This is a genomic window from Homoserinimonas sp. OAct 916, from assembly GCF_003260275.1.
Classification (GTDB): domain Bacteria; phylum Actinomycetota; class Actinomycetes; order Actinomycetales; family Microbacteriaceae; genus OACT-916.
Map to the genome: position 1 here is coordinate 12,404 of NZ_QJHB01000014.1, position 21,569 is coordinate 33,972.

At 64.0% G+C, this 21,569-nt stretch carries 18 protein-coding genes; 7 read left to right on the top strand and 11 right to left on the bottom strand.

Features of this window, described 5'->3' with window-relative positions:
• Window position 1 precedes the first annotated feature (1 nt).
• Window positions 2-673, bottom strand: a complete 672-nt coding sequence (locus DL891_RS15150; protein ID WP_157962546.1) for an SGNH/GDSL hydrolase family protein — start codon at window positions 671-673, stop codon at window positions 2-4.
• Window positions 674-833: 160 nt separating this feature from the next.
• Here DL891_RS15150 and DL891_RS15155 point away from each other — a divergent pair, with 160 nt between their 5' ends.
• A complete protein-coding gene (locus DL891_RS15155; protein WP_111721300.1) occupies window positions 834-2,246 on the top strand; it encodes a polysaccharide biosynthesis tyrosine autokinase in 1,413 nt (470 codons plus the stop codon).
• A 43-nt stretch (window positions 2,247-2,289) separates the two neighbouring features.
• Window positions 2,290-2,940 (top strand): hypothetical protein, encoded by a 651-nt coding sequence (locus tag DL891_RS15160; protein WP_157962547.1) that lies wholly within the window; start codon window positions 2,290-2,292, stop codon window positions 2,938-2,940.
• Here the strand turns inward: DL891_RS15160 and DL891_RS15165 are convergent.
• Both DL891_RS15165 and DL891_RS15170 read right to left on the bottom strand, forming a co-directional pair.
• The gene (locus tag DL891_RS15165) at window positions 2,913-4,235 is read right to left on the bottom strand and encodes a glycoside hydrolase family 71 protein (protein ID WP_157962548.1); all 1,323 of its coding nucleotides are present in this window, start codon (window positions 4,233-4,235) and stop codon (window positions 2,913-2,915) included. The genes DL891_RS15160 and DL891_RS15165 overlap by 28 nt on opposite strands.
• Window positions 4,236-4,523: 288 nt before the next feature.
• Entirely contained in the window at window positions 4,524-6,914 is a 2,391-nt protein-coding gene (locus tag DL891_RS15170) for an endo-1,3-alpha-glucanase family glycosylhydrolase (RefSeq protein WP_111721303.1), read from the bottom strand.
• Window positions 6,915-7,552: 638 nt separating this feature from the next.
• Between DL891_RS15170 and DL891_RS15175 the strand changes: the two genes are divergently transcribed.
• A complete protein-coding gene (locus tag DL891_RS15175) occupies window positions 7,553-7,999 on the top strand; it encodes an adenylyltransferase/cytidyltransferase family protein (RefSeq protein WP_111721304.1) in 447 nt (148 codons plus the stop codon).
• 39 nt (window positions 8,000-8,038) lie between these two features.
• Entirely contained in the window at window positions 8,039-9,100 is a 1,062-nt protein-coding gene (locus DL891_RS15180; RefSeq protein WP_111721305.1) for an LCP family protein, read from the top strand.
• On the opposite strand, the gene DL891_RS15185 is transcribed toward DL891_RS15180, so the two are convergent.
• From DL891_RS15185 to DL891_RS15195, 3 genes are all read right to left on the bottom strand, one after another.
• Window positions 9,072-10,019 carry an amidohydrolase family protein gene (locus DL891_RS15185; protein WP_111721306.1) on the bottom strand — a complete coding sequence of 316 codons (948 nt, stop codon included), beginning with the start codon at window positions 10,017-10,019 and terminating at the stop codon, window positions 9,072-9,074. The two genes, DL891_RS15180 and DL891_RS15185, sit on opposite strands and share 29 nt — an antisense overlap.
• Window positions 10,020-10,242: 223 nt before the next feature.
• On the bottom strand, window positions 10,243-11,097 hold the full coding sequence (locus DL891_RS15190; protein ID WP_111721307.1) for a tryptophan 2,3-dioxygenase: 855 nt from the start codon (window positions 11,095-11,097) through the stop codon (window positions 10,243-10,245).
• Between the two features lie 2 nt (window positions 11,098-11,099).
• Window positions 11,100-11,474, bottom strand: a complete 375-nt coding sequence (locus DL891_RS15195; RefSeq protein WP_198668945.1) for a DUF3467 domain-containing protein — start codon at window positions 11,472-11,474, stop codon at window positions 11,100-11,102.
• Between the two features lie 112 nt (window positions 11,475-11,586).
• Between DL891_RS15195 and DL891_RS15200 the strand changes: the two genes are divergently transcribed.
• Entirely contained in the window at window positions 11,587-11,853 is a 267-nt protein-coding gene (locus tag DL891_RS15200) for a hypothetical protein (protein ID WP_157962549.1), read from the top strand.
• Entirely contained in the window at window positions 11,853-12,272 is a 420-nt protein-coding gene (locus DL891_RS15205; RefSeq protein WP_111721309.1) for a type II toxin-antitoxin system VapC family toxin, read from the top strand. Before DL891_RS15200 ends, DL891_RS15205 begins: the two co-directional genes overlap by 1 nt.
• A 13-nt stretch (window positions 12,273-12,285) precedes the next feature.
• On the opposite strand, the gene DL891_RS17710 is transcribed toward DL891_RS15205, so the two are convergent.
• Together DL891_RS17710 and DL891_RS15210 are read right to left on the bottom strand one after the other, a co-directional pair.
• A complete protein-coding gene (locus DL891_RS17710; protein WP_255563106.1) occupies window positions 12,286-12,411 on the bottom strand; it encodes a hypothetical protein in 126 nt (41 codons plus the stop codon).
• A 133-nt stretch (window positions 12,412-12,544) separates the two neighbouring features.
• Window positions 12,545-13,186 carry a YitT family protein gene (locus DL891_RS15210; protein ID WP_198668946.1) on the bottom strand — a complete coding sequence of 214 codons (642 nt, stop codon included), beginning with the start codon at window positions 13,184-13,186 and terminating at the stop codon, window positions 12,545-12,547.
• A gap of 295 nt (window positions 13,187-13,481) precedes the next feature.
• Between DL891_RS15210 and DL891_RS15215 the strand changes: the two genes are divergently transcribed.
• Complete coding sequence (locus tag DL891_RS15215) at window positions 13,482-16,829, top strand: efflux RND transporter permease subunit (protein ID WP_111721310.1); 3,348 nt, start codon at window positions 13,482-13,484, stop codon at window positions 16,827-16,829.
• A gap of 17 nt (window positions 16,830-16,846) precedes the next feature.
• Here the strand turns inward: DL891_RS15215 and hutI are convergent, their stop codons facing one another.
• The 3 genes from hutI to hutH form a co-directional block, all read right to left on the bottom strand.
• Complete coding sequence (gene hutI, locus DL891_RS15220; protein WP_111721311.1) at window positions 16,847-18,031, bottom strand: imidazolonepropionase; 1,185 nt, start codon at window positions 18,029-18,031, stop codon at window positions 16,847-16,849.
• On the bottom strand, window positions 18,031-19,692 hold the full coding sequence (hutU, locus tag DL891_RS15225) for a urocanate hydratase (RefSeq protein ID WP_111721352.1): 1,662 nt from the start codon (window positions 19,690-19,692) through the stop codon (window positions 18,031-18,033). The genes hutI and hutU overlap by 1 nt, the downstream gene beginning before the upstream one ends.
• A 211-nt stretch (window positions 19,693-19,903) precedes the next feature.
• The gene (gene hutH, locus DL891_RS15230; RefSeq protein ID WP_111721312.1) at window positions 19,904-21,475 is read right to left on the bottom strand and encodes a histidine ammonia-lyase; all 1,572 of its coding nucleotides are present in this window, start codon (window positions 21,473-21,475) and stop codon (window positions 19,904-19,906) included.
• Window positions 21,476-21,569: the final 94 nt, after the last annotated feature.

Consider the following 21,569-nt stretch of genomic DNA (forward strand, 5'->3'; position numbering starts at 1 on the left):
CCTACTTCAGGTTCTCGGTGACCCGCGCGGCGATCGCCAGGTGTCCCTCGTCGCCGACATGGGCGCCGTCAGTGAGGAACATGCTCTTGGACAGGACCGGCGGATCAAGCAGGCTGATGTACGTCGCCTTCACTGCGGCGGCGGCCTTTCGCACTTCACTGTCGATAGCGGTGATGTCGTCGCCCGCAACGGGAGCGCTCGGACCGACGGCGATGATCTTCACGTTCGGGAGTTCCTGTCGAATCGTTCGGAAGGTGGATTCGATCGCCGATCGAACGTCATTCAGATCCATTCCCACATCGTTCTGGCCGCCGGCGACGACCACGATGTCCGGGTTGTTTCTGACGACTGCGGCGACGACATCTTGGTAATTGGGGCAGAAGGCCTTACCGCAACCCGCCTCCTTCGCCGTGCGCAGATATCCGGTACCTCCGTTGGCCAGGTTTATCTCTTCCCAATCCTCTTCCGCAGAGACGACTGAGGTCCATCGCTTGCTCTGCTCGGATGCCCCGACCCCCGCGGAATAGGAGTCCCCGACGAAGACGGCCAGCGGGCGCGTCGTGGCTGGACGGATGGTGGGCCAGGCCTGCTCCGGCTGGGCGGACTGAGGCGACGAGGCGAGGGCGAATGCCGCGATCGCCACGCTGGAGGCTGCAAGAAGTCCAAGTCCCACGTACTTCCACGCACTGGATCTCGAAATTCTCCGATAGAATGCCATCTGAATATGATGACACACCGGGAAGCGCCGCTGGCGGTTCGTGGGTTGCATGGGCGCAACAACGATCCGTGACCTGCCCAGTGACCGGTGATGACATGAGTCAAGGGGGCAGGCGATGGAGCAACGCCAGTTCTGGGCGCTCCTCCATCGTCGATGGATGACCGTCGTCGCGTTCGGTCTGCTGGGTGTTCTGATCGGCTCCGCCTACGTACTGACTGCGACCCCGGAGTACACCGCTGATGCAGAGCTGTTCGTTTCGGCCGTCGGCGCGGACAACACCAGTGATCTTGTTCAGGGAAGCAACTTCTCCCAACAGCAGGCCCGAAACTATGCCGTGGTGGCGACCCGGGAAATCGTCCTCGACCCGGTGATCGAGGCTTTGGGGCTGGAGACCACCTCGAAAGCACTTGCGCGCCGAGTTTCCGCATCTGTTCCGCTCAACACCTCGCTCATCTCGATCTCCGTCACCGACACCTCCCCCGCCAGGGCAGCAGCAACGGCCAACGCCATCGCGACCAGCCTGACCAATACGATTCCCGACCTCGTTTCCAAGCGCAGCGACGGCTCCTCTCCGGTACGGCTGGGAACAATTCAGACCGCAACGCCACCGACCATCCCGACTGCCCCGAAGCCGAGAATGGTGATCGCGCTCGCGCTCATCCTCGGGTTGGCATTCGGAGTCGGATTCATAGTGGTCCGAGAGATGGTCGGGGCGAAGGTGCGAACACCCGACCAGATCAAACAGCTCATGGGACTGACCGTCCTCGGCTCCGTTGCGTTCGATCGTGCGACGCCGAATCGCCCGCTGATCTCTCACTCCAGCGGCCCGTCGGTGCGAGCTGAAGAGTTTCGCGAGATACGCACGAACCTACGTTTTCTGCACGCGGGACAGTCCCACAAAGTTTTTGTCGTGACGTCGTCGATTCCGGGCGAAGGCAAAAGCACCACGTCAGCCAATCTTGCGGCGGCTCTTGCAGCGACGGGAACATCGGTGTGTCTGGTGGAGGCCGACCTTCGCAAGCCCAGCCTGGGCACCTATCTTGACCTTGAGGGCGGTATCGGCCTTACCACGGTGCTCGCAAAGGATGCATCACTCGATGACTGCCTGCAACCGTGGGGGCCTGACAACCTTCGGGTTCTGCTCAGCGGCCAGATTCCGCCCAACCCGAGCGAGTTACTGGGCTCACCGCAGTTGAAGAAACTCTTCAACACACTTCGCAATCGCTTCGACGTGCTCATAATCGACTGTCCGCCGCTGATCCCCGTGACTGACGCGGCGATCGTCGCCAGCATTTTTGGCGGCGCCATTCTCGTCGTCGGCTGTGGAAAGGTCGAGTTGCGAGAACTCAGGCGTTCGGTGGATGCCCTATCCGTCAGCGGTTCCCCGGTGCTCGGTGTTATCGCGAATATGGCACCGGTCACCATGAAGGGGCGGTACCAGAGGATCTATGCGCAGGCCGACGAAGGCCGAAGAGGACCGAAGCGGCCAAGCAAGAAATCACTCGCCAAAGAAGGGGCCACCCGATAGAATCACTGAAAGTCTGGCTCGACACCCGATAGGAGGCAGACCTTTGGTATTTGACGCTCTCCCTGAGCCTTCTGATGACGCGTGCGTGCTTTTCGTGTGCACCGGCAACATCTGTCGTTCGCCGTATGCCGAATACTCGCTGCGAGAGAACCTCCGCCTCAAGCATGCCTCGGGAATCCGCGTTTTGTCGGCCGGAACCAGGGCAGTCGTCGACCGAGGCGCCGCGGAAGACGTCCTCGCACTACTCGCAGAGCACGGCATCAACGGTGCGGACTTTCGAGCACAGGCGCTGAATCCCGACATGATCGAAACTGCCGATCTGGTTCTCACCGCGTCCGCGAATCATCGCTCAGCTGTCGTGCAGATGGTGCCACGAGCTCATTCGCGAACCTTCACGATTCGGCAGTTCGCGCGTCTCGCCCTGGTGGCCCAGCCTGCAACATCCGACGACGATTCTCCGCGTACTCGAGTGCAAGAACTTGTCCGTGCGTGCGCGGCGGTTCGCGGCGTTGCGGGGCCTTCCATCGGCTCGGCCGATGACGTCGAGGACCCATGGGGCGGTCCTGCTGCCGGCTATCGCCGCATGGCGGAGACTCTACGTGACCCGTTGCGGACGATCACCACTGCACTCGTCACGGTCGGGCAGGCCACCACCCTGAGCCCAAGTCACCGGGCCACACCGTCGACTGCATAGTACTGAAGGTCCTGCACTTTGGGGGTGGCGACAATCGCGTAGGGCGAATCGAGTTTCAATACGGTGGTTCCGTCGCGGACAATCTCGACCGTCACGCTTCCGATCGGCAGGGGAAACAGAGTGACAGTCTCGCCGGCCGGCAATTGCATCGTGTGCAATTCAGTTCCAAGTTTGACTGTGGCGGTTGCGGGTGCCGTCAGCATGGCCAAAACCTCCACCTGGTCTCGAGGAGGGGTGGTCGCTCCCCCGAGAGTCGGGCTCATGGGCAACGTCGCGGCGTCGCCGTTGGCGGAGAACGGCTGAATACGGTGCGTGATGAATACCGCGTCTCGGTTCACGACGGGGTATTCACCGGTCTTGAACTGAACCAGGAAGTACGCGTTCAGCTTGAGAAAAGTCCAGCCATGCGCCATCGACGGAGCGAATGAAGTCGACTCGCTGTAATCGTTCCACGTGATCAGTTGCACCATGTCGGCCTTGTCGGTGACTGCGCGGTCCCAGGAGGCTCGGAGGGTTTCAGTGTTGTCTGCCTCGGCATAGAGTCCGTTGCGCGGTCGAGTATCCTGAATCGCCACCGGGGCCATCCATTTCTTTCCTAACTCGTGCGCCTGAGCAGCGTAATCCGGTGCGCTCAGGATGCCGTCGACGGTGCGCAGGCCCCAGTTGCCAAACGCATAGCTGATGGGTGCAAACTGCTCCATGTTCTGCTCGCTTGCGTTCAGGAACACTGCGATGAGCGCCACTGTGACCCCGTGCTTCTCCGCGAGTATCTGTTGAATCTCCTGCCACCAAGTCGCTGGCTGCCCCTCGGCTTTGAAAGAGGACAGGAGATACTCCCCTGAGGGAAGGCGGTACGCGGCCGAACTTGAATACAGTTCTGCGAGGCGAGAAGCGATCAGCGCCGGATCTGCCCGGCCTGCACTGGCCGTGGTATCGAGATTGGGTACGACGACGAATTTCTCTCCTGAAACCACTGCGGCTTTCATCAGCAGCAGCGTGCGATCCCAATTGGAGCCGTCCAGGCTCAAGATGTCGACGGTGAACCCGTCGATTCCCATACTCGCTGCCTGATGAATCTCGGTGACCATGTCTGCCAGTTGCCAGTCACCCGGCAGAGGCGATCGCGCTGCCGGCCGATCTCGGAGAAGGCCGCCGTATTCACTGTGCTGGCCGCTCTCCCCGTCCGGATGAAGATAGTTCCGCTCGTAATAGTCCGACTTTGGATCTTCGTTGTCGATCGAAATCGGATACGGCGGAAAATAATGCGCAAAGACCAGAGGTTGCTCGGAAGCCATCGGTGGAAGATCGAACGGCAGTTCATCCGACGAAACAATTTCTGCCCGGTGCTCGGAAGCGATTTCACCCTTCGAAGAGGTGCACCCGGAAATCCCGGCGAATATCATCAACCCAACGATGACAGCGGTGAGTCTCACCAGGGTCGCGGCCTTACTCGGCTGCGTGGATCTATTCACGAGTGCCCTTCGCCGGAGAGGGCTCTAACACTACGCCCACAAACTTCGCCGGGCGACAAGTACGGCACCCCCAAACAGAGTGGGGGTGCCGCACTTCACTACTGGTCTGGCCTAGCCTTCGCGGCTGCTCGCGGCGAAGTACTGCAGGTCGAGGACCGTGGGGTTCGACACCACCTTGTGCGGCGATTTCACACTGGCAATCTTCACACCGCTGCGAATGACGTCTGCCGCCACGGTTCCCGTTGCGAGCGGGAAGGTCACCGTGGAGATTCCTGCCGGCGCGTTGGCCGTGTACGACTTACCGCCTATGACAGCAGACACCGTCGCTGGCGCGGTCAACATCGTCATGACTTCCACCGTGTCACGAGGCGACGTTGACGTCCCGCTCAATGTCGGCTTCATGACTTGGTTTCCGTGGGAAGGGCGTGCAGCGTGCGGGTGCGTGCGGTGGGACACATAGACAACGTCTCCAGTGATCTTGGTCGCGTTGCCGGTTTTGTATTGTGCCGCGTAGAACGCGTTCATGTCCAGAAATGCTCCACCGTGCGCCTCGGATGGGGCGAATGATGTCGACTCGCTGTAGTCGTTCCAGGTCACCATCTGCACGAAGTCAGCATTCTTGGAAATGGCACTCTTCCACATCTCACGCAACGTCTCCGTATTGTTGGACTCGGCGTACATGCTGTTGCGCGGACGCGCATCCTGAACCGCAACCGGTTCCATCCACTTCTTCCCGTATGCCGCGGCTTTCGCCACATAGTTCGGAGTGGAACGGACGGTCGTCGGGGTGCGCACGCCCCAGTTGCTGAATGCATAGCTGATCGGGGCGAAGCTCTTCATGTTCGCGTCGCTGGCATTCAGGAAAACCGCAATGAACTTCGTCTTGACCTTATACGTCGAGGAGAGTGTGTTGATGACGCTCGACCACCAGGCCACGGTCTGGCCCTCTGCCTTGAACGAAGACAGGAGGTACTCACCCGTCGGCAACTTATGTGCGGACGAGTACTTGTACAACTCGGCGAGCTTCTTGGCCACCTCTGCGGGAGTGGCTTTGCCCGCACTCGCGGTCACATCGATGTTCGGCACGACGGTGAAGTTCCGGCCGGATTTGGCGGCAGCGTCCATCAGACCCACGGTCGCCTCCCAGTTCATGCCCGTGAGGCTCATGATGTCCACAGTGAACCCGTCGATTCCTGCGTCCGCGGCCTGCTGAACCTCTTTCTTGAGGTTCAGTGCCTTCCAATCACCGGAGACCGGCGCTTGCTTGACTGGGCGATCCCGGAGCAACCCTCCGTATGCGGCGTGGATCCCCTTCTCGCCATTCGGATTGAGGTAGTTGACCGTGTAGTAGTCGCTGTCTGGTTGCTTGTTGTCCATCGAGATGGGGTAGGGAGGGAAGTAATGGGCGAAGACCTTCTTCGACGACGTGTTCGGCCCGGGTACGGCGAACGGACGCTCTTTGGAATTGGGCCGAGTTGACTGCGCCGGTGGCGCGACTACAGGCGGCTCAGTGGCCGGTGGCGCCGGCTTCGTGGTTCCCGGATTCGCCGGTGAGCACGAGGTGAGTTTTGCAACTCCGGATCCCAGTGCACCGGTGCCGCCCAAGAGCGTCACGCTTGAACCGGAGATATCTGCCTTCGTCCCGGCCGGCACACAGTTGGTGGGCACGACATATAGGGGCTTGGACTTGGCGCCAGCAATGGCCGCTCCGGCGAGGGCGTCAGGGAATGCGGTTCCTGTCGCCAGGTAGGCGTGTGAGGCCTTCTTAGCAGTGCTCTTGTTGAGCTTCTCACTGGTCTGGTAGCGGTCCGACCCGGACTGGCGGGACACGCCATAAGGCGTCAGCGATTCCTGAACTCCAGCGCTGACCACACCGGTCCCGCCAGCAATGATGGTCGTCTTGACCCCGAGCTTCTTCAGCAACGCTGTTGTTGCCGAACCCGCCGAGCCACTCTTACCATCAACCAGCACGACGGGCGCGCTGGCCGAGCCGGCCGCGCCGGAGGCCGAGAGTGCATCGGGATAGTCCCTGCCGGTGGCGATGTATGCGGTAGTCGATGACGGGAAGGCGTGCGAGGTAATCCTGCGCGAGGTGTCGTAACGGTCGGTGCCGCCGATTCGCTTGGTTGTCGCCAACTTGCCCAGCTGCGCCTCGACGGCGGCGGAGATCACACCCGTGCCACCAACGACCACAATGGACTTCGGCTTCAGACGAGCGATCTCGTTCTTGACTGCCGCCGGCAACGATTTCGTCTGCGTCAGGAGGAGGGGGCCGTTCTGCTTCGCCGCTGCCGGGGCAGCGGACAACGCGTCGGGAAAGCTCTCCCCCGTGGCCACGTACACGACTGGGGCCGTCGTGAAGGCTGATTTGGAAATGGCGACGGCTGTCGCGTAGCGGTCCGGCCCTGCGATGCGTTCAACGCTGGGGGCGGCCGATGCGGCGGTGACGGGGACCACCAATCCGGCGGTTGCAACAACTGCTGCCACGGCAATTGCGATCATGCGTGGGGTCGAACGACGGGGGCGAGGCTCCGCCTGGCTCTCCCGTTTCGCCTCACGGCGCTCAAAAGTATTCTGATCGTACTGAAGCAAAAAATCTCCACTCGAAGCTTCGATGTTCGAGCCCACACGGTGAGGTGTGTCGGGAAGTGGCCCTCATATCACGGACAAAGAAACGCTTCGGGTGGCGCCGCGCTGCAAGTTGCCCCCCACTTAGGGGGTCACCTCGCGAGCGTCGGAAGCCAGTATAGGCATACCCAACGAACACATAACAAGGGAAAAGCCTCACCTGTGCCCTCTATTGGGTGTCCGCCAACGGGGGGCACCCCACATGGGTTGCGGCGAACGGGAGAGCGACAAGCGTTCATTTCATGCGGTTCATCAGGGCTTCGGGGAGGACTGTAGTGCCGGCACAATGGCAGTCACCCACCCAAACCGGTTAAAGTGCTGAGTGTTGCTGAAAGGTGCGTCATAGCCCTAGAACGCTCGTATACCCAAACCGGCTGGAGGATGAGGTGTTCGACTGCAGAAAAAGGACACTAGGGCATCCGTGCCGGTTTCTGTAGACTGATTCTCAGTAACTCATACCCGATCGCTGCGACCCGAATGCTTCACGCAGCCAGAGTGAAAAGTGCAGTGTTTTGACCCGAAAAATTGGCTATGCCGCTGGTGCCTTCGACTTGTTCCACGTCGGACATCTGAATATTTTGCGCCACGCGAAGAGTCAGTGTGACCATCTGATAGCGGGCGTCGTCTCCGACGAGATGCTCATCCGGTCGAAGGGCAGCGCCCCCGTGGTTCCCCTGGCCGAGCGGCTGGAGATCGTCGGGCACATCTCCTACGTGGATGAAGCTGTCGCTGAAGTGCTCCCCGACAAGCTTGACACGTGGCGCTCGCTGCACTTCGACGTCTTCTTCAAGGGAGACGACTGGCGCGGCACGGACAAGGGCCGTCGCCTGGAGAGAGAGTTTGCAGCCGTCGGAGTCGAAGTGGTCTATTTCCCCTACACCGTTCACACGTCGAGCACCAAGCTGAGGCAGGCCCTGGACCTACTTTCGGCAACCGGCAACAGCCGCGTGGAGGCCTGAGCACCACGAAAAGCGAACACCGACACGGGAGGGGGCCTGATGTCTCATGAGCAACTGGGTGCGCCGGAGCCAACAAAAAAGAAGCACCGCCGATCGCTCAAGTTGCTGATCATCGTCGGGGTGGTTCTACTTCTGGCGGGGGGCACCGTCGGCGGTTATGCGTGGAATCTGACCCACAAGTTTGATGACCAGACGGTGAAGATTGCCGACCCCTTTCCGAGCGACAGCGTTCGTCCGACCGCGCCGCCACCCGCCACAGGTCCCAGCCAGGCGCCAGCGGCGAAGACCACTGCTCAGAACATCCTCTTGCTCGGCTCCGACACCCGCGGGTCGATCGGTGGGTCGATCACCGACATCTCCGGCCAGCGTTCCGACACCATGATGATCGTGCACATCCCCGCTGACCGAAAGCACGTCTATGTGATGTCGATCATGCGCGACAGTTGGCTGCAAATCCCCGGCCACGGTGAGGCAAAGGTGAACGCAGCCCTTTCGTGGGGAGGCGTGCCACTCGCAGTGCAGACCGTCGAACAACTGCTCGACACCCGCATCGACCACGTCGCGATCGTCGACTTCGCGAGCTTCAAGGAAGTAACAGATGCTTTGGGCGGCGTAGAAGTCAACAATCCCATCGCATTCGATTCTTCCAGTCAACCTGGCCGCGTTTTTCCCGCTGGGGCACAGCACCTGAACGGCACCGACGCACTGGCGTTCACCCGCGAACGGTATGCGTTCACCGACGGCGACTTTCAACGAGTGCGCAACCAGCAATTGGTGATCAAGGCGATAATGGCGAAGGTGATGAGCAAGGCGATGCTCGCCGACCCGTTCAAGGCCACTTCCCTGATCGACACAGTCACGCCCTATCTGGCAGTGGACGAGGGTCTGAACTCTGGCTACCTGACATCGCTCGCCTGGGAGTTGCGCGACCTCCGCACGAATGACGTCACCTTCTTCACCATGCCCACCGCGGGCGTGGGAACGTCTGACGACGGCCAGTCGATCGTGAACGTCGACTGGGACAAACTCGCGGAGCTGAAGAAAGCATTGGCCACCGACTCGATGCAGAACTTCACACCTGAGGTGCAAACGATCCGCTGAGTTCGGTGAGCGGCGACGCCTGGGTCAGCCAGCGAACAAACTCGGCGGGGTCGTTCGGTCGGGATGCGAGGATCATCATAGGTCTTCTCGCGGCGTTCGTGGCGAAGGATGAGCGGGCCACGTCATCGGCGGCAAGTCCAATGTCTGTGAGGGCCAACAGTTCTCGCTCGTTCACGCCGACCGGCAAGGGGCCGTTGCCTAGGTCGGTGCCGTAGCGCAGCCGGCCACCGGCGGCGACAAAACGGCGGGCATTCGAGGCCGCACGCCCGAAGTCATCATCGCGCTGACCCCAACCGTGGATATCGAGGGTCGAGACCCAGCTCATTCGACCGGCCATCGCCCCGAGCACGTCATCGGGGAGTTCTGTGGTCCACGGCGTGTGCGCCAGCTCATCTACTCCGGCGGCGAGCGCCTTTTCGGGCTCGCCGGCACCCTGGGCATGAGCGACCACGGTCACACCGGCAGCGTGCGCGGCCACGGCGATCGCGCGCACAGTCTCCAGATCGGGCGTTGGTCCGGCATCTGAGTTGAGCATCACCTTGATCACGGATGCCCCGACTACCACCTGCTCGGCGACACACCGTGCGGCGTGCTCCGGGCCGTTGACGAGGCGAATTGACGCTGCGGGCGCCCAGACGCGGTCAGAGGGGTAACCGTCGGCGCAGGTGAGGTAGGAGCCTGCGAAGTGGACGGACGGCCAGGTGGGCGCGTCGGCTGCACTCCAGGCTGCGATCTGGTGCGGGTCGCCGCCGAGGTCACGCACCCAGGAAACGCCCCGGCCAAGCAGCACCGCTGGGTCGATGAGACCGAGGTGTACGTGGGCGTCCGCGATGCCGGGGAAGACCGCTCCGTGGAGCCGACGGTCCGCGCGCGTGGAGGCGGTGGCTGGTTCGGCCGATTCGATACGAGCGCCCGCCATATGGAGCAGGCTCGGCCCTCGCCAGGCCCCGTCCCAATAGTCGTCGACGAGGATTGTGTGCAGGGAGTCGTGGCGAGGCGCGGCAGGGCGCCCGTCGAGACGATCGCTCCGCGATCTCTCAGGGAGCGGAACCTCCCGACCGCTTCGCGATCCCTCAGGGAACGGGACCTCCTGATCGCTTCGCGCTCCTTCGGGGAGCGAAGGGCGCGGGATTGGCGGCGTGTCAGCGGCCAATGATCGTCCGCACGGCGAAGAGCTCGGGGAAGAAGGTGAGCTCGAGCGCCTTCTGCAGGAATGCGGCACCGCTGGAGCCGCCGGTGCCGCGCTTCATGCCGATGATGCGCGTCACCGTCTTCAGGTGTCGGAAGCGCCACAGCTGAAAGTTGTCCTCCAGGTCGACCAGTTCCTCGCAGGCCTCATACACCTGCCAGTTCGTGTCGGCGTTCTCGTAGACCTCTTTGAACACGAGTACCAGGTCCTCGTCGAGGGTCCATGACGTGCTGACATCTCGCTCGAAGATGCGCTCGGGAATGGCGAACCCCTGCCGTGCCATGAAGCGCAAGAACTCCTCGTAGATGCTCGTCTGGTTCAGGATCGTCTCGAGCATCTCGTGCGCCTCGGGGTTGCTGGCGAACACCGGCAGCATGCCTGCGTTCTTGTTGCCGAGCATGAACTCGACGGCGCGGTACTGGTACGACTGGAACCCAGATGCATTTCCGAGCGAATCACGAAACTGCGAATACTCCGTCGGAGTGAGCGTGGCCAACACCGACCACTGCTCGGTCAGCGACTTCTGGATGTGCTTGACCCGGGCTATGCCCTTGAGCGCGAAGCCGAGGTCATCACGCATGAGCGATTCGCGTACCGTGCGCAATTCGTGCAGCACCAGCTTCAACCACAGTTCGCTGGTCTGGTGCTGAATGATGAACAGCATCTCGTCGTGGTGCACGGGCTGGCTGATCGTGACCTGCGCCGACAACAGCTCGTCAAGGTGCAGGTAGGAGCCGTAGCTCATCTTCTTGGAGAAGTCGGTGACCACATCCGACTCGATGGTGCGGGTATTCGCCTCGATGGTCATGGTCAGCTTTCCGTCGGGTCGGTGGGGTCGTTCATGTCCTTGTTGGCGTTGTGGTGGGCGTCGAGCCAGTTGGTCGGTTCGGTGGAGCGACCGGTCTCCTGCAGCCACATGTTGCCCTGCGCCTGCAACGCCTGGATCAGAGGGAAGACCTGCTCGGGCGGGATGCGAACCCGCGACGACACGACGGCATCGACGCGGGCCGTGCGTTGACCGGTCTCCTCATTGACTTCAGTCTGCGGTGGTTTCTTCAGCACGATGAAGTCCATCAGGAAAGCGTTGGGGGTGTGCCAGACGCTGACGAAATCAGCCGGCGTACCCACCTCGACTTCAGAGGGGACAGAGATGTTCATGCTGCGTTGCGTTTGATCCTGTGACATGAGGGCTCCTTCACTTCGAGACTACGCGACCGGGGTATGCGCACGTCAGGGCCGCGTCTCGATACCTCATTCAACCCTCTCGGCGCAAACATGTGCATGCTATAGTATGTGCATGGCCATCTTGGATAGGCGCGTACAGGTCTTGTTCGACCCGGCGATCTACGCCGCATTGGAGGTTGAGGCCGCGGCGGAACGGGTCAGCGTGGCGGCGCTCATCCGCGAATCGGTGAACGACCGCCTCAACCGGCGCAAGGTGGGCAAGCAGGAAGCGCTTGAGCGCCTGTTCGCCCGAGCCGACTCCCACCCCGATGCCGGCCCCATCGACTGGGAGAGCGAGAAGAGGTCATTCGAACGCGAGACCACGTCGGATCTTCCGTGATGGAATCAGCCGTTCTGCTCGACAGCGCGATTGTGGCCTATGCCCTCGGCTCGCCGAGCACGCTCCAACGCGAATGCCGAGCGTTATTGGGGCTCGTCGCTGAAGATCGGATTCGCGCCTACGCCAGCGTCGAAATGATCCAAGAAGTGGTGCACCATCGACTGAGACGTACCGGTGACCGCCAGGGAGCGGTCGCCGATGCCCGAGATGCGAGTACGTTTCTCACCCTCCTGAACTTCGATCGAGAGGTTCTCGACATGGCGCTCCATCTGATCGAGCGGGGGCCGGAAATTCGCGGCCGTGAAGCTGTGCACGCTGCAACAGCAGTTGTCTACGGTATTCCGACGATCGTTTCGACCGACCGGTCTTTCGATGGCGTGCCCGGGTTGACCAGGCTGCAACCATCAGCACTGCTGTAATGCTGCGCTGCGGTCAGGCGACCTCGGAAACGATCTGGCCTGCGCGCAGGGCGCACTCGGCCGCGAACCCGCTCATCAGCGCTGCGAGCGCCGCCGGGTCAGCATCCGAGTCTTCGGGATGCCATTGAACTCCCACCACACAGCCGTCGCCGGCGCCTCGGCACGGCCGCGCGCCATCCGGAACACATCGCCCCTGCTCGAACAGCGGCTAAGCGTTCCCAATGGCGCGAACCCGGCTTGTGGCATGAGCGGGCTCTGGCAGGGCACCCTGATTACCGGGCCGGGGAGTCGATCGTGGCGATGGGCTCGGTGTCGCCCGTGGGCACCCGCGCATCGGCTGGCAGTGGGATGTGCAACCTCGGCATGAAGAAGTTGCACGATGGGCCGATCAGCATGGCGAACAACAACGTGCCGACGCCGACATCGCCGCCGAGCAGCCAGCCGATGCCGAGCACGACGAGTTCGATGCCGCTGCGCACGATCCAGATACGCCAGCCGGTGCGGCGACTGAGGCCGGTCATCAGACCGTCTCGAGGACCGGTGCCGAAGCGAGCACCTATATATAAGCCGGTGGCGAGCCCCATCAGAACGATCCCACCCGCGAACAGCAGGATCCGCACCCACAGGTCGAGACCCGGAGGAATGAGGAACAGCCCGAGCGAGGCAGCAGGGCCGACCAGGAGCACGTTCAGCACCGTGCCGATGCCGGGCTTCTCCCGCAACGGAATCCACAACAGTAACACGACCGCGCCGATCAAGACGGTGATCAGACCGAAATCGAGGTTGGTCTTGAACGAGATGCCCTGGGCGAGGACGTCCCACGGCGCGATACCGATCTCGCCGCGCACGATCATCGCGATCGCGATCCCATATGCGAGCAGCCCACTGAGCAATTGAGTGTAACGACGAAACACGATGTCCTGATGATCTGTGGGTGAGCGGATGAGGCGTGCGACGGTGACGCGGTGCCCGGAGACGGTACTTCCAATCTACTGCCTCGCGCCCGTTGCCGATCTCGCACCCGTGGTCTGCCGGGCTGCCGGGACTCGAGGCGAATACCGGTGAGCGCACGTGCCCGAAGAAGGTCGACCACAAGCAAATACGCAGGTAGGCGTGGGTGGGATCTGGGATACTGGCCGAGGCACCGGCCCGACCGTGAGACGAACGGCCCCGCCCTGACATTCGACCGTCATCAACTGAGGACAACCCGTGCACCTATTCGCCGTGCTGAGCATGAAGAACAAGGCGCTGATCGCCCTCATCACCATCGTCGTCGGCATCTTCGGTTCGCTCGCACTCACCGGTTTGCAGCAGGAGCTCGCGCCGTCGATCCAGTTTCCCAGGCTCGCGGTGCTCACCAACTACCCCGGGGCCTCTCCCGATGTGGTGAACATCGACGTGAGCACGCCGATCGAGACGGCCATTCAGGGCGTGCCCGGGGTGGAGTCGACCCAGGCGACCTCGAGCACCAACCTGTCGCTGATCTCGGTCACCTTCGTCTACGGAACCAACCTCGGCACCGCCGAGCAGAAGATCGATCAGGCGATCAACCGCATCAAGCAGGTCTTGCCCGACACGGTCGACCCGCAGGTGGTGAGCGGATCGATCGACGACCTTCCGGTGCTGCAACTGGCCGTGACCGGTGATGCCGCCCAGAACGAGCTGGCCGCCCAGCTGCGGCAGTCGACCCTGGGCGAGATCGAGCATGTCGCCGGTGTGCGGGAGGCCGCCCTGATCGGCGCGGTCGGCAGCCGCGTCACCATCACCCCCGACCCCAAGAAGCTGACGGCGGCTGGGCTCTCGACCACCGACATCCGCACCGCCCTGGGCTCCAACGGCGCCCTCACCCCGGCAGGCACGATCACCGAAGACGAAAAGACCTTGTCTGTTCAAGCCGGAACCCGTCTGGGTTCGGTCGCCGACGTGGCCGCGCTTCCGCTGATCCCATCGATGCCGCAGGTCGACCTTGAGGGGCTACCCGTGGCATCCGCCCCCCTGACCATCGGGGACGTCGGCACTGTCGCGCTCACCGACGACCCGCAGACGAGCATCTCTCGGGTCAACGGAGAGCCGGCTCTGACGATCGCGATCACGAAGCTTCCGGCGGCGAACACCGTCGAGGTCTCCCAGGCGGTGCTGGAGATCCTGCCCGCACTTCAGGCTGAACTCGGCCACGGCGCCGTGTTCACCACGGTCTTCGACCAGGCCCCCTATATTCAACAGTCGATCGCGGCCCTCACCGAGGAGGGCCTGCTCGGCCTGCTGTTCGCGGTGATCGTGATCCTGATCTTCCTGATGTCGGTGCGGTCAACGCTCGTCACCGCCATCTCGATACCGACCTCGGTGCTGATCACCTTCATCGGGTTGCAGGCGTTCGGCTACTCATTGAACATCATCACCCTCGGTGCGCTCACGATCGCCATCGGCCGCGTCGTCGACGACTCGATCGTAGTCATCGAGAACATCAAACGCCACCTGGGCCAGAACCCGCCGCGCCTGTCCGACTCGGTCAAACAGCGTGCAGACACTCGGGCGAGCGTGATCGTCGAAGCCGTGCGTGAGGTGGCCGGCGCCATCACGGCTTCCACCATCACCACGGTCGCGGTGTTCCTGCCGATCTCGTTCGTGCAGGGAACCACGGGCGAACTGTTCCGCCCGTTCGCGCTGACGGTGACCGTGGCGCTGCTCGCGTCGCTGGTGGTGTCGCTGACCATCGTTCCGGTGCTCGCCTACTGGTTTCTCACCGAGCGCCGAAAGCAGCGCCTCGCACGACTCGCGGCGAGCCGACCTGCTGACGAGAGCCCCGCGGTTCTCGTCGCGGCGACAGCGAACGTTTCTGCTCAGGGAGCCAGCGCTTCGGGGCCGGAGCACGAACAGCCGCTGCCGGCGCGCAGGCAGCGCCGGGCGGCATCCGCCGTCGACGACGAAGGTCTCGCTCACCCGACCCGACTGCAGCGGGGATACCTGCCCATCATCACGTGGACGCTCAAGCACGGCGTGACCACGATCATCCTCGCGGTGCTCGTGCTCGGCGGAACCATCGCGCTGGTGCCCAGCATGAAGACCAACTTCCTCGGCTCCACGGGCCAGAACACGTTCACCGTCACACAGACCCTGGCGGCCGCCTCCAGCCTCGACGCGCTCGACACGGCGGCCAGAGCCGTCGAGTCGGAGTTGCGCGCGGTGGCCGGGGTGGAGACCGTGCAGCTGTCGATCGGCTCTTCGGGCAGCTCGCTGCGCGATGCGTTCGGCGGCGGCGGCCAGGGAACGATCACGTACTCCATCACCACCGACGAATCCGCCGACCAGGATGCGCTGCAGGCCGACGTGCGCGAGCGCCTGGCCGCGCTGCCCGACGCGGGCGAGATCGAAGTGGGTGTCTCGAGTGGTTTCGGGGCCTCGTCCGACATCGAGATCGACGTGCGGGCCGCCAACCAGGCCGATCTGAAGAAGGCGTCGGATGCGGTGCTCGCATCAGTCTCGAAGCTCGACTCGATCACGCAGGCCACCAGTAACCTGTCCGAATCCCGGCCGTACCTGGCAGTGTCCGTGGATCGCCAGAAGGCGGCGGATGCCGGACTCAGCGAGGTCGCGGTCAGCAACATCGTCGCGCAGGCGATGCAGCCGACGCAGGTGGGCCAGGTGGTGATCGACGAACGCACCACCAAGATCTACCTGGCCACCAAGAACCCACCGGCGACCGAGGCGGAGTTGACCGGCCTCACGGTGCCGACGCGCACCGGCCCGGTCGCGCTGGACACCGTCGCCACGGTGAAGACGGTCGACGGCCCCTCCACAATCACGACGGTGCGCGGGCAGCGCAGCGCGACTGTTGCAGTGACTCCGATGAGCGACGATCTGGGAACGGCCAGCAGCGAGGTGCAGTCGGCCGTGGATTCGGCTGCACTGCCGTCGGGGGCCACCGCCTCCCTCGGTGGGGTGACCGCCGACCAGGACGACGCGTTCCAACAATTGGGAATCGCCCTGTTGATCGCCATCCTGATCGTGTACATCGTGATGGTGGCCACGTTCAAGAGCCTGCTGCAGCCACTGCTGCTGCTGGTCTCGGTGCCGTTCGCGGCCACGGGCGCCATCGGGTTGCAGGTCATCTCCGGCATCCCGCTCGGTGTTCCGTCGCTGATCGGTGTGCTCATGCTGATCGGCATCGTGGTGACCAACGCCATCGTGCTGGTCGACCTGGTGAACCAGTACCGGGCACGCGGGATGCGCGTTCACGAGGCCCTCGTGCTCGGAGCTTCCCGGCGCCTTCGCCCCATCCTCATGACGGCCCTGGCCACGATCTTCGCGCTGGTGCCGATGGCGGTCGGCTGGACAGGGCAGGGCGGCTTCATCTCGCAGCCGCTCGCACTGGTGGTGATCGGCGGGCTGGTCTCGTCGACCGCACTCACCCTCGTCGTGCTGCCGGTGCTGTACCTGCTGGTGGAGGGCGCCCGTGAGCGCCGCCACGACCGTAACGAGGAGCGCGACCTGGCCGCGCGCACCGCGGCCGAACGCGCAGATGCGGCGCCGGCGGAAGCCACCGTTCAGGGGTCGTGAACGGGGGCGCCCGGTGCTCAACCGCTGACGAGCACGCCACCTTTCCAGACCCGGTCGACCAGCGGCACGCCGGGCCGGTAGGCCAGATGCACATACGAAGGCGCCTTCAGCAGAACCAGGTCGGCGCGCGCACCCACGACGATGCGGCCGACGTCGGTGCGCCGCAGTGCGCGAGCGCCACCAGCGGTCGATGACCAGAGCGCCTCGGCCGGGGTCATCCCCATGTCGCGCACGGCAACCGCGATGCAGAACGGCATCGACGAGGTGAACGAAGAGCCCGGGTTGCAGTCGGAGGCGAGCGCCACGGTTGCCCCGGCCTCGAGCAGACGTCGGGCATCCGGATACGGCTGCTTGGTCGAGAACTCCACACCGGGCAACAGGGTCGCCACCGTGTCAAAAGCGCCGAGCGCGGTCACGTCGTCGTCGGTCAGGAAGGTGCAGTGGTCAACCGCCGCAGCACCCAGCTCGATGGCGAGTTGCACCCCGACCCCCGGGCCGAGCTGGCTGGCGTGCACTCGCACCCCGAGCCCACGGGCGGCACCGGCTTCGAGCACCCGCCTGCTCTGTTCCGGCGTGAACGCACCGGTCTCGCAGAACACATCGACCCATTTTGCGTGCGGGGCACAGGCGTCGAGCATGTCGCCGACCACCAGGTCGACGTAGTCGTCGCCGCGGCCGGCGAACTCGGCAGGAACCACGTGCGCACCGAGGAACGTGACCTCGTCGGTCACCTCGGCGGCCAGGCGCAGCATTCGCGCCTCGTCGTCGACTGTCAGCCCGTAGCCGCTCTTGACCTCGATCGTCGTCGAGCCCTGCGCGTACAACTCGGTCAAGAAACCGGCCAACCGGGTTCGTAACTCGTCGTCACTGGCGGCCCGCGTTGCCGCAACCGTGCTGCGTATTCCGCCAGCGGAATATGCCTGCCCCGACATTCGAGCCTCGAACTCGGCGGACCGGTCTCCGCCGAACACGATGTGGGTGTGGCTGTCGACGAAGCCGGGGATCAGCGCGGCGCCGCCCACATCGGTGACGGAGTCGGCCTCTGGTGCATCGGCCGCCGGCCCCACCCAGTCGATCAGCCCGTCGACCACCAGCACCGCGGCGTCGTGAAGCAGACCCAACCGCTCCACCCCGGCGGCGGCATCGTGCTCGAGATCGTTGGTGACCAGCTGGCCGATACCGGTGATCAGGTGGGAGCTCATCATTTCTCCCACATGGGCACCCGCAGGCCACGCTCGCGCGCCACTTCCTCGGCGCGCTCGTAGCCGGCGTCGACGTGGCGCATGACTCCGGTGCCCGGGTCATTGGTGAGCACGCGTTCGATCTTCTCGGCGGCCAGGGGGGTGCCGTCGGCAACAATCACCTGCCCGGCGTGGATGGAGCGACCGATGCCGACCCCGCCGCCGTGGTGAATCGACACCCAGGTCGCCCCAGACGCCGTGTTCAGCAGCGCGTTCAAGAGAGGCCAGTCGGCGATCGCGTCTGATCCGTCTTTCATGGACTCGGTCTCGCGGTACGGGGATGCGACTGAACCGGAGTCGAGGTGGTCACGGCCGATGACGACGGGAGCCGAGAGTTCACCGGAGGCGACCATCTCGTTGAACTTCAGGCCGGCTAGGTGACGTTCCTTGTAGCCGAGCCAGCAGATGCGCGCGGGCAGGCCTTCGAATTGGATCTGCTCGCCGGCCTTGGTGATCCACCGGTGCAGTGGGGCATCATCCGGAAACAGCTCGAGGATTGCCTTGTCGGTGGCCGCGATGTCGGCGGGGTCTCCGGAGAGTGCGGCCCAGCGGAACGGGCCCTTGCCCTCGGCGAACAGGGGGCGGATGTAGGCGGGTACGAAGCCGGGAAACTCGAACGCGCGGTCGTAGCCGCCGAGAACCGCCTCGGCGCGGATCGAGTTGCCGTAGTCGAACACTTCCGCACCGGCATCCTGAAACTCCACCATTGCCTTGACGTGCTTGGCCATCGACGCCCGCGCCCTCGTGGTGAAACCTTCGGGGTCGGATTCTGCGAGCGCATGCCATTCCGAGACCGACACGCCCTCGGGCAGATAGCTGAGCGGGTCGTGCGCGGCGGTCTGGTCTGTGACGATGTCAACCGGCACCTTGCGGGCCAGAAGGTCGGGCAGGATGGTCGCGGCGTTGCCTTCCACGCCGACAGAGAGCGCGCGGCCTTCTTCCTTCGCGGCCAGGACGCGGGCGATACCATCGTCCAGATCGGTGGCGACCTCGTCGAGGTACCCCTTCTCGGCACGGCGGTCGAGCCGGGTCTTGTCGACGTCGATGATCAGCACGACGCCCTCGTTCATGGTGACGGCCAACGGCTGGGCTCCGCCCATGCCGCCGCAGCCGGCGGTCACGGTGAGGGTGCCGGCCAGGGAGTCGCGCCCGAGCTTCTTCGCGATTGCCGCGAAGGTCTCGTAGGTGCCCTGCAGAATGCCTTGGGTGCCGATGTAGATCCAGCTGCCGGCCGTCATCTGGCCGTACATCATCAGGCCCTGCTGCTCCAGCTTGCGAAATTCGGGCCACGTCGCCCAGTCGCCGACCAAGTTCGAGTTGGCGATCAGCACGCGCGGCGCCCACTCGTGGGTGCGAAAGACGCCGACCGGCTTGCCCGACTGCACGAGCAGGGTCTCGTCCTTCTCCAGGGTGGTCAGCGTGCGCACGATTGCGTCGTAGCAATCCCAGTTGCGGGCCGCCTTGCCGGTGCCACCGTAGACGACAAGGTCGTCGGGGTGTTCGGCGACCTCCGGGTCGAGGTTGTTCATCAGCATGCGCAGCGGGCCCTCGGTCTGCCAGCTCTTCGCAGTGAGCGTGGAGCCACGAGGGGCGCGAATGTTGTGGTGCGGGTACTCAGTCATGGTGTGTTCCTTCGGTTCGGTGTGTTCAGGCTGTTCAAGTCGTTCATTCGCATGGGGTTTCGAGACGATTCCTCGTTCCTCGGAATCCCTCAACCCGCGGGACTCCATGCCACGGTTTCGAGACGATTCCTGGTTCCTCGGAATCCCTCAACCCGCGAATCTTTACGTTGGTCGAGGGGTCGCGAAGCGACCGTCTCGAGACCCCCGGCAGTCACCGGAGCCCCCCGACAACTCCGGAGGCGGCAGCGGCCACCGCGCCGGAGGCGACCAGCTGCCGGGTGGCCTCGATCTCGGGGGCCAGGAAACGGTCGGGGCCGGGGCCGGCCACCTGTTCGCGCAGCGCTCCGATCACCGCACCCGTCGCCCGGCTCGGCGCGAGCGGAGCACGCAGGTCGATTCCGCGGGCCGCGGTCATGACCTCGATGGCGAGCACACGGGTGAGCCCGTCGACCGATCGGCGCAGCTTGCGCGCCGCCGACCAACCCATCGACACGTGGTCCTCCTGCATCGCCGACGACGGGATCGAGTCGACCGATGCGGGCACGGCCAACCTTTTCAGCTCGCTCACGATGCCGGCAGCGGTGTACTGGGCGATCATCAGGCCGGAGTCGACCCCGGCGTTGTGCGCGAGGAACGGCGGCAGGCCGTGGTTGCGGGCCGGGTCGAGAAACCGATCGGTGCGACGCTCAGACATGCTGGCCACATCGGCAGCGATGATCGCGAGAAAGTCGAGCACGTATCCGATCGGGGCACCGTGGAAGTTGCCGTTCGACTCCACGCGGCCATCGAGGGTGACCACCGGGTTGTCCACCGCAGAGGCCAGTTCGAACTCGGCCACGCGGCGGGCGTGCGCGACGGTGTCACGGGCCGCCCCGTGCACGATCGGTGCACAACGCAGCGAGTAGGCATCCTGCACCCCACCGGGGTGCGGAGCCCTGTGGCTCGCGACAATCGGTGAGTCTTCGAGCAAGCGCCGCAGGTTCTCGGCCGAGACACCTTGCCCCGGCTGGGGGCGCAGCGCGTGCAGGTCAGCGGCGAAGACGGCATCGGTGCCGAGCAGGCCCTCCACGCTCATCGCAGCGGCAATGTCGGCCGTCGCCATCAGGGTTTCGAGGTCGGTGAGCGCAAGGGCGAGCATCCCCAGCATCCCGTCGGTGCTGTTGATCATCGCGAGGCCCTCTTTCTCGGCGAGGGCCAGCGGTTCGATGCCGGCATCGGCGAGCGCGGATGCCGCATCCACGAGGTTGCCGGCGCCATCACGCACCTCGCCCTCCCCCATGGCGGCGAGAGTGCAGTGCGACAGCGGCGCGAGGTCGCCGGAGCAGCCCAGTGAGCCGTACTCGTGCACGACAGGCGTGATTCCTGCGTTCAACATGGCGGCGAAGGATTCGGCAGTGATGCGGCGCACACCGGTGCGCGCCGTCATCAGCGTTGACAGGCGCAGAAGCATCAGCGCACGGGTGACTTCACGTTCGACCTCGGGGCCGCTGCCGGCGGCATGGGAGCGCACGATGTTGAGCTGCAACTGCGCCCGCAGGTCTTTGTCGATGAAGGTGGTCGCTAGCGCACCGAAGCCGGTGGAGATCCCGTAGTGCGGGTTCGGGTCGTCGGCGAGGGCCTCAACCACGGTGCGGGTGTCGTCGACGGAGGCAAGCGCGTCGGCGTCGAGTTCGACCCGGGCATCATGGCGGGCGACGGCCACCACGTCGGCGATGCTGAGGGGGCCGACCCCCACGGTCACTGATTCGCGGGCGATACCGGTTTGCTCTGCAAATATGCTCATGCTTTGATTGCACACGTTCGTCGGCGGTGAAACAACGTGATTACACTCGATACTGTCTGGAGTCCCAGACAGCCCCTGAACCCGCTCGTCACCT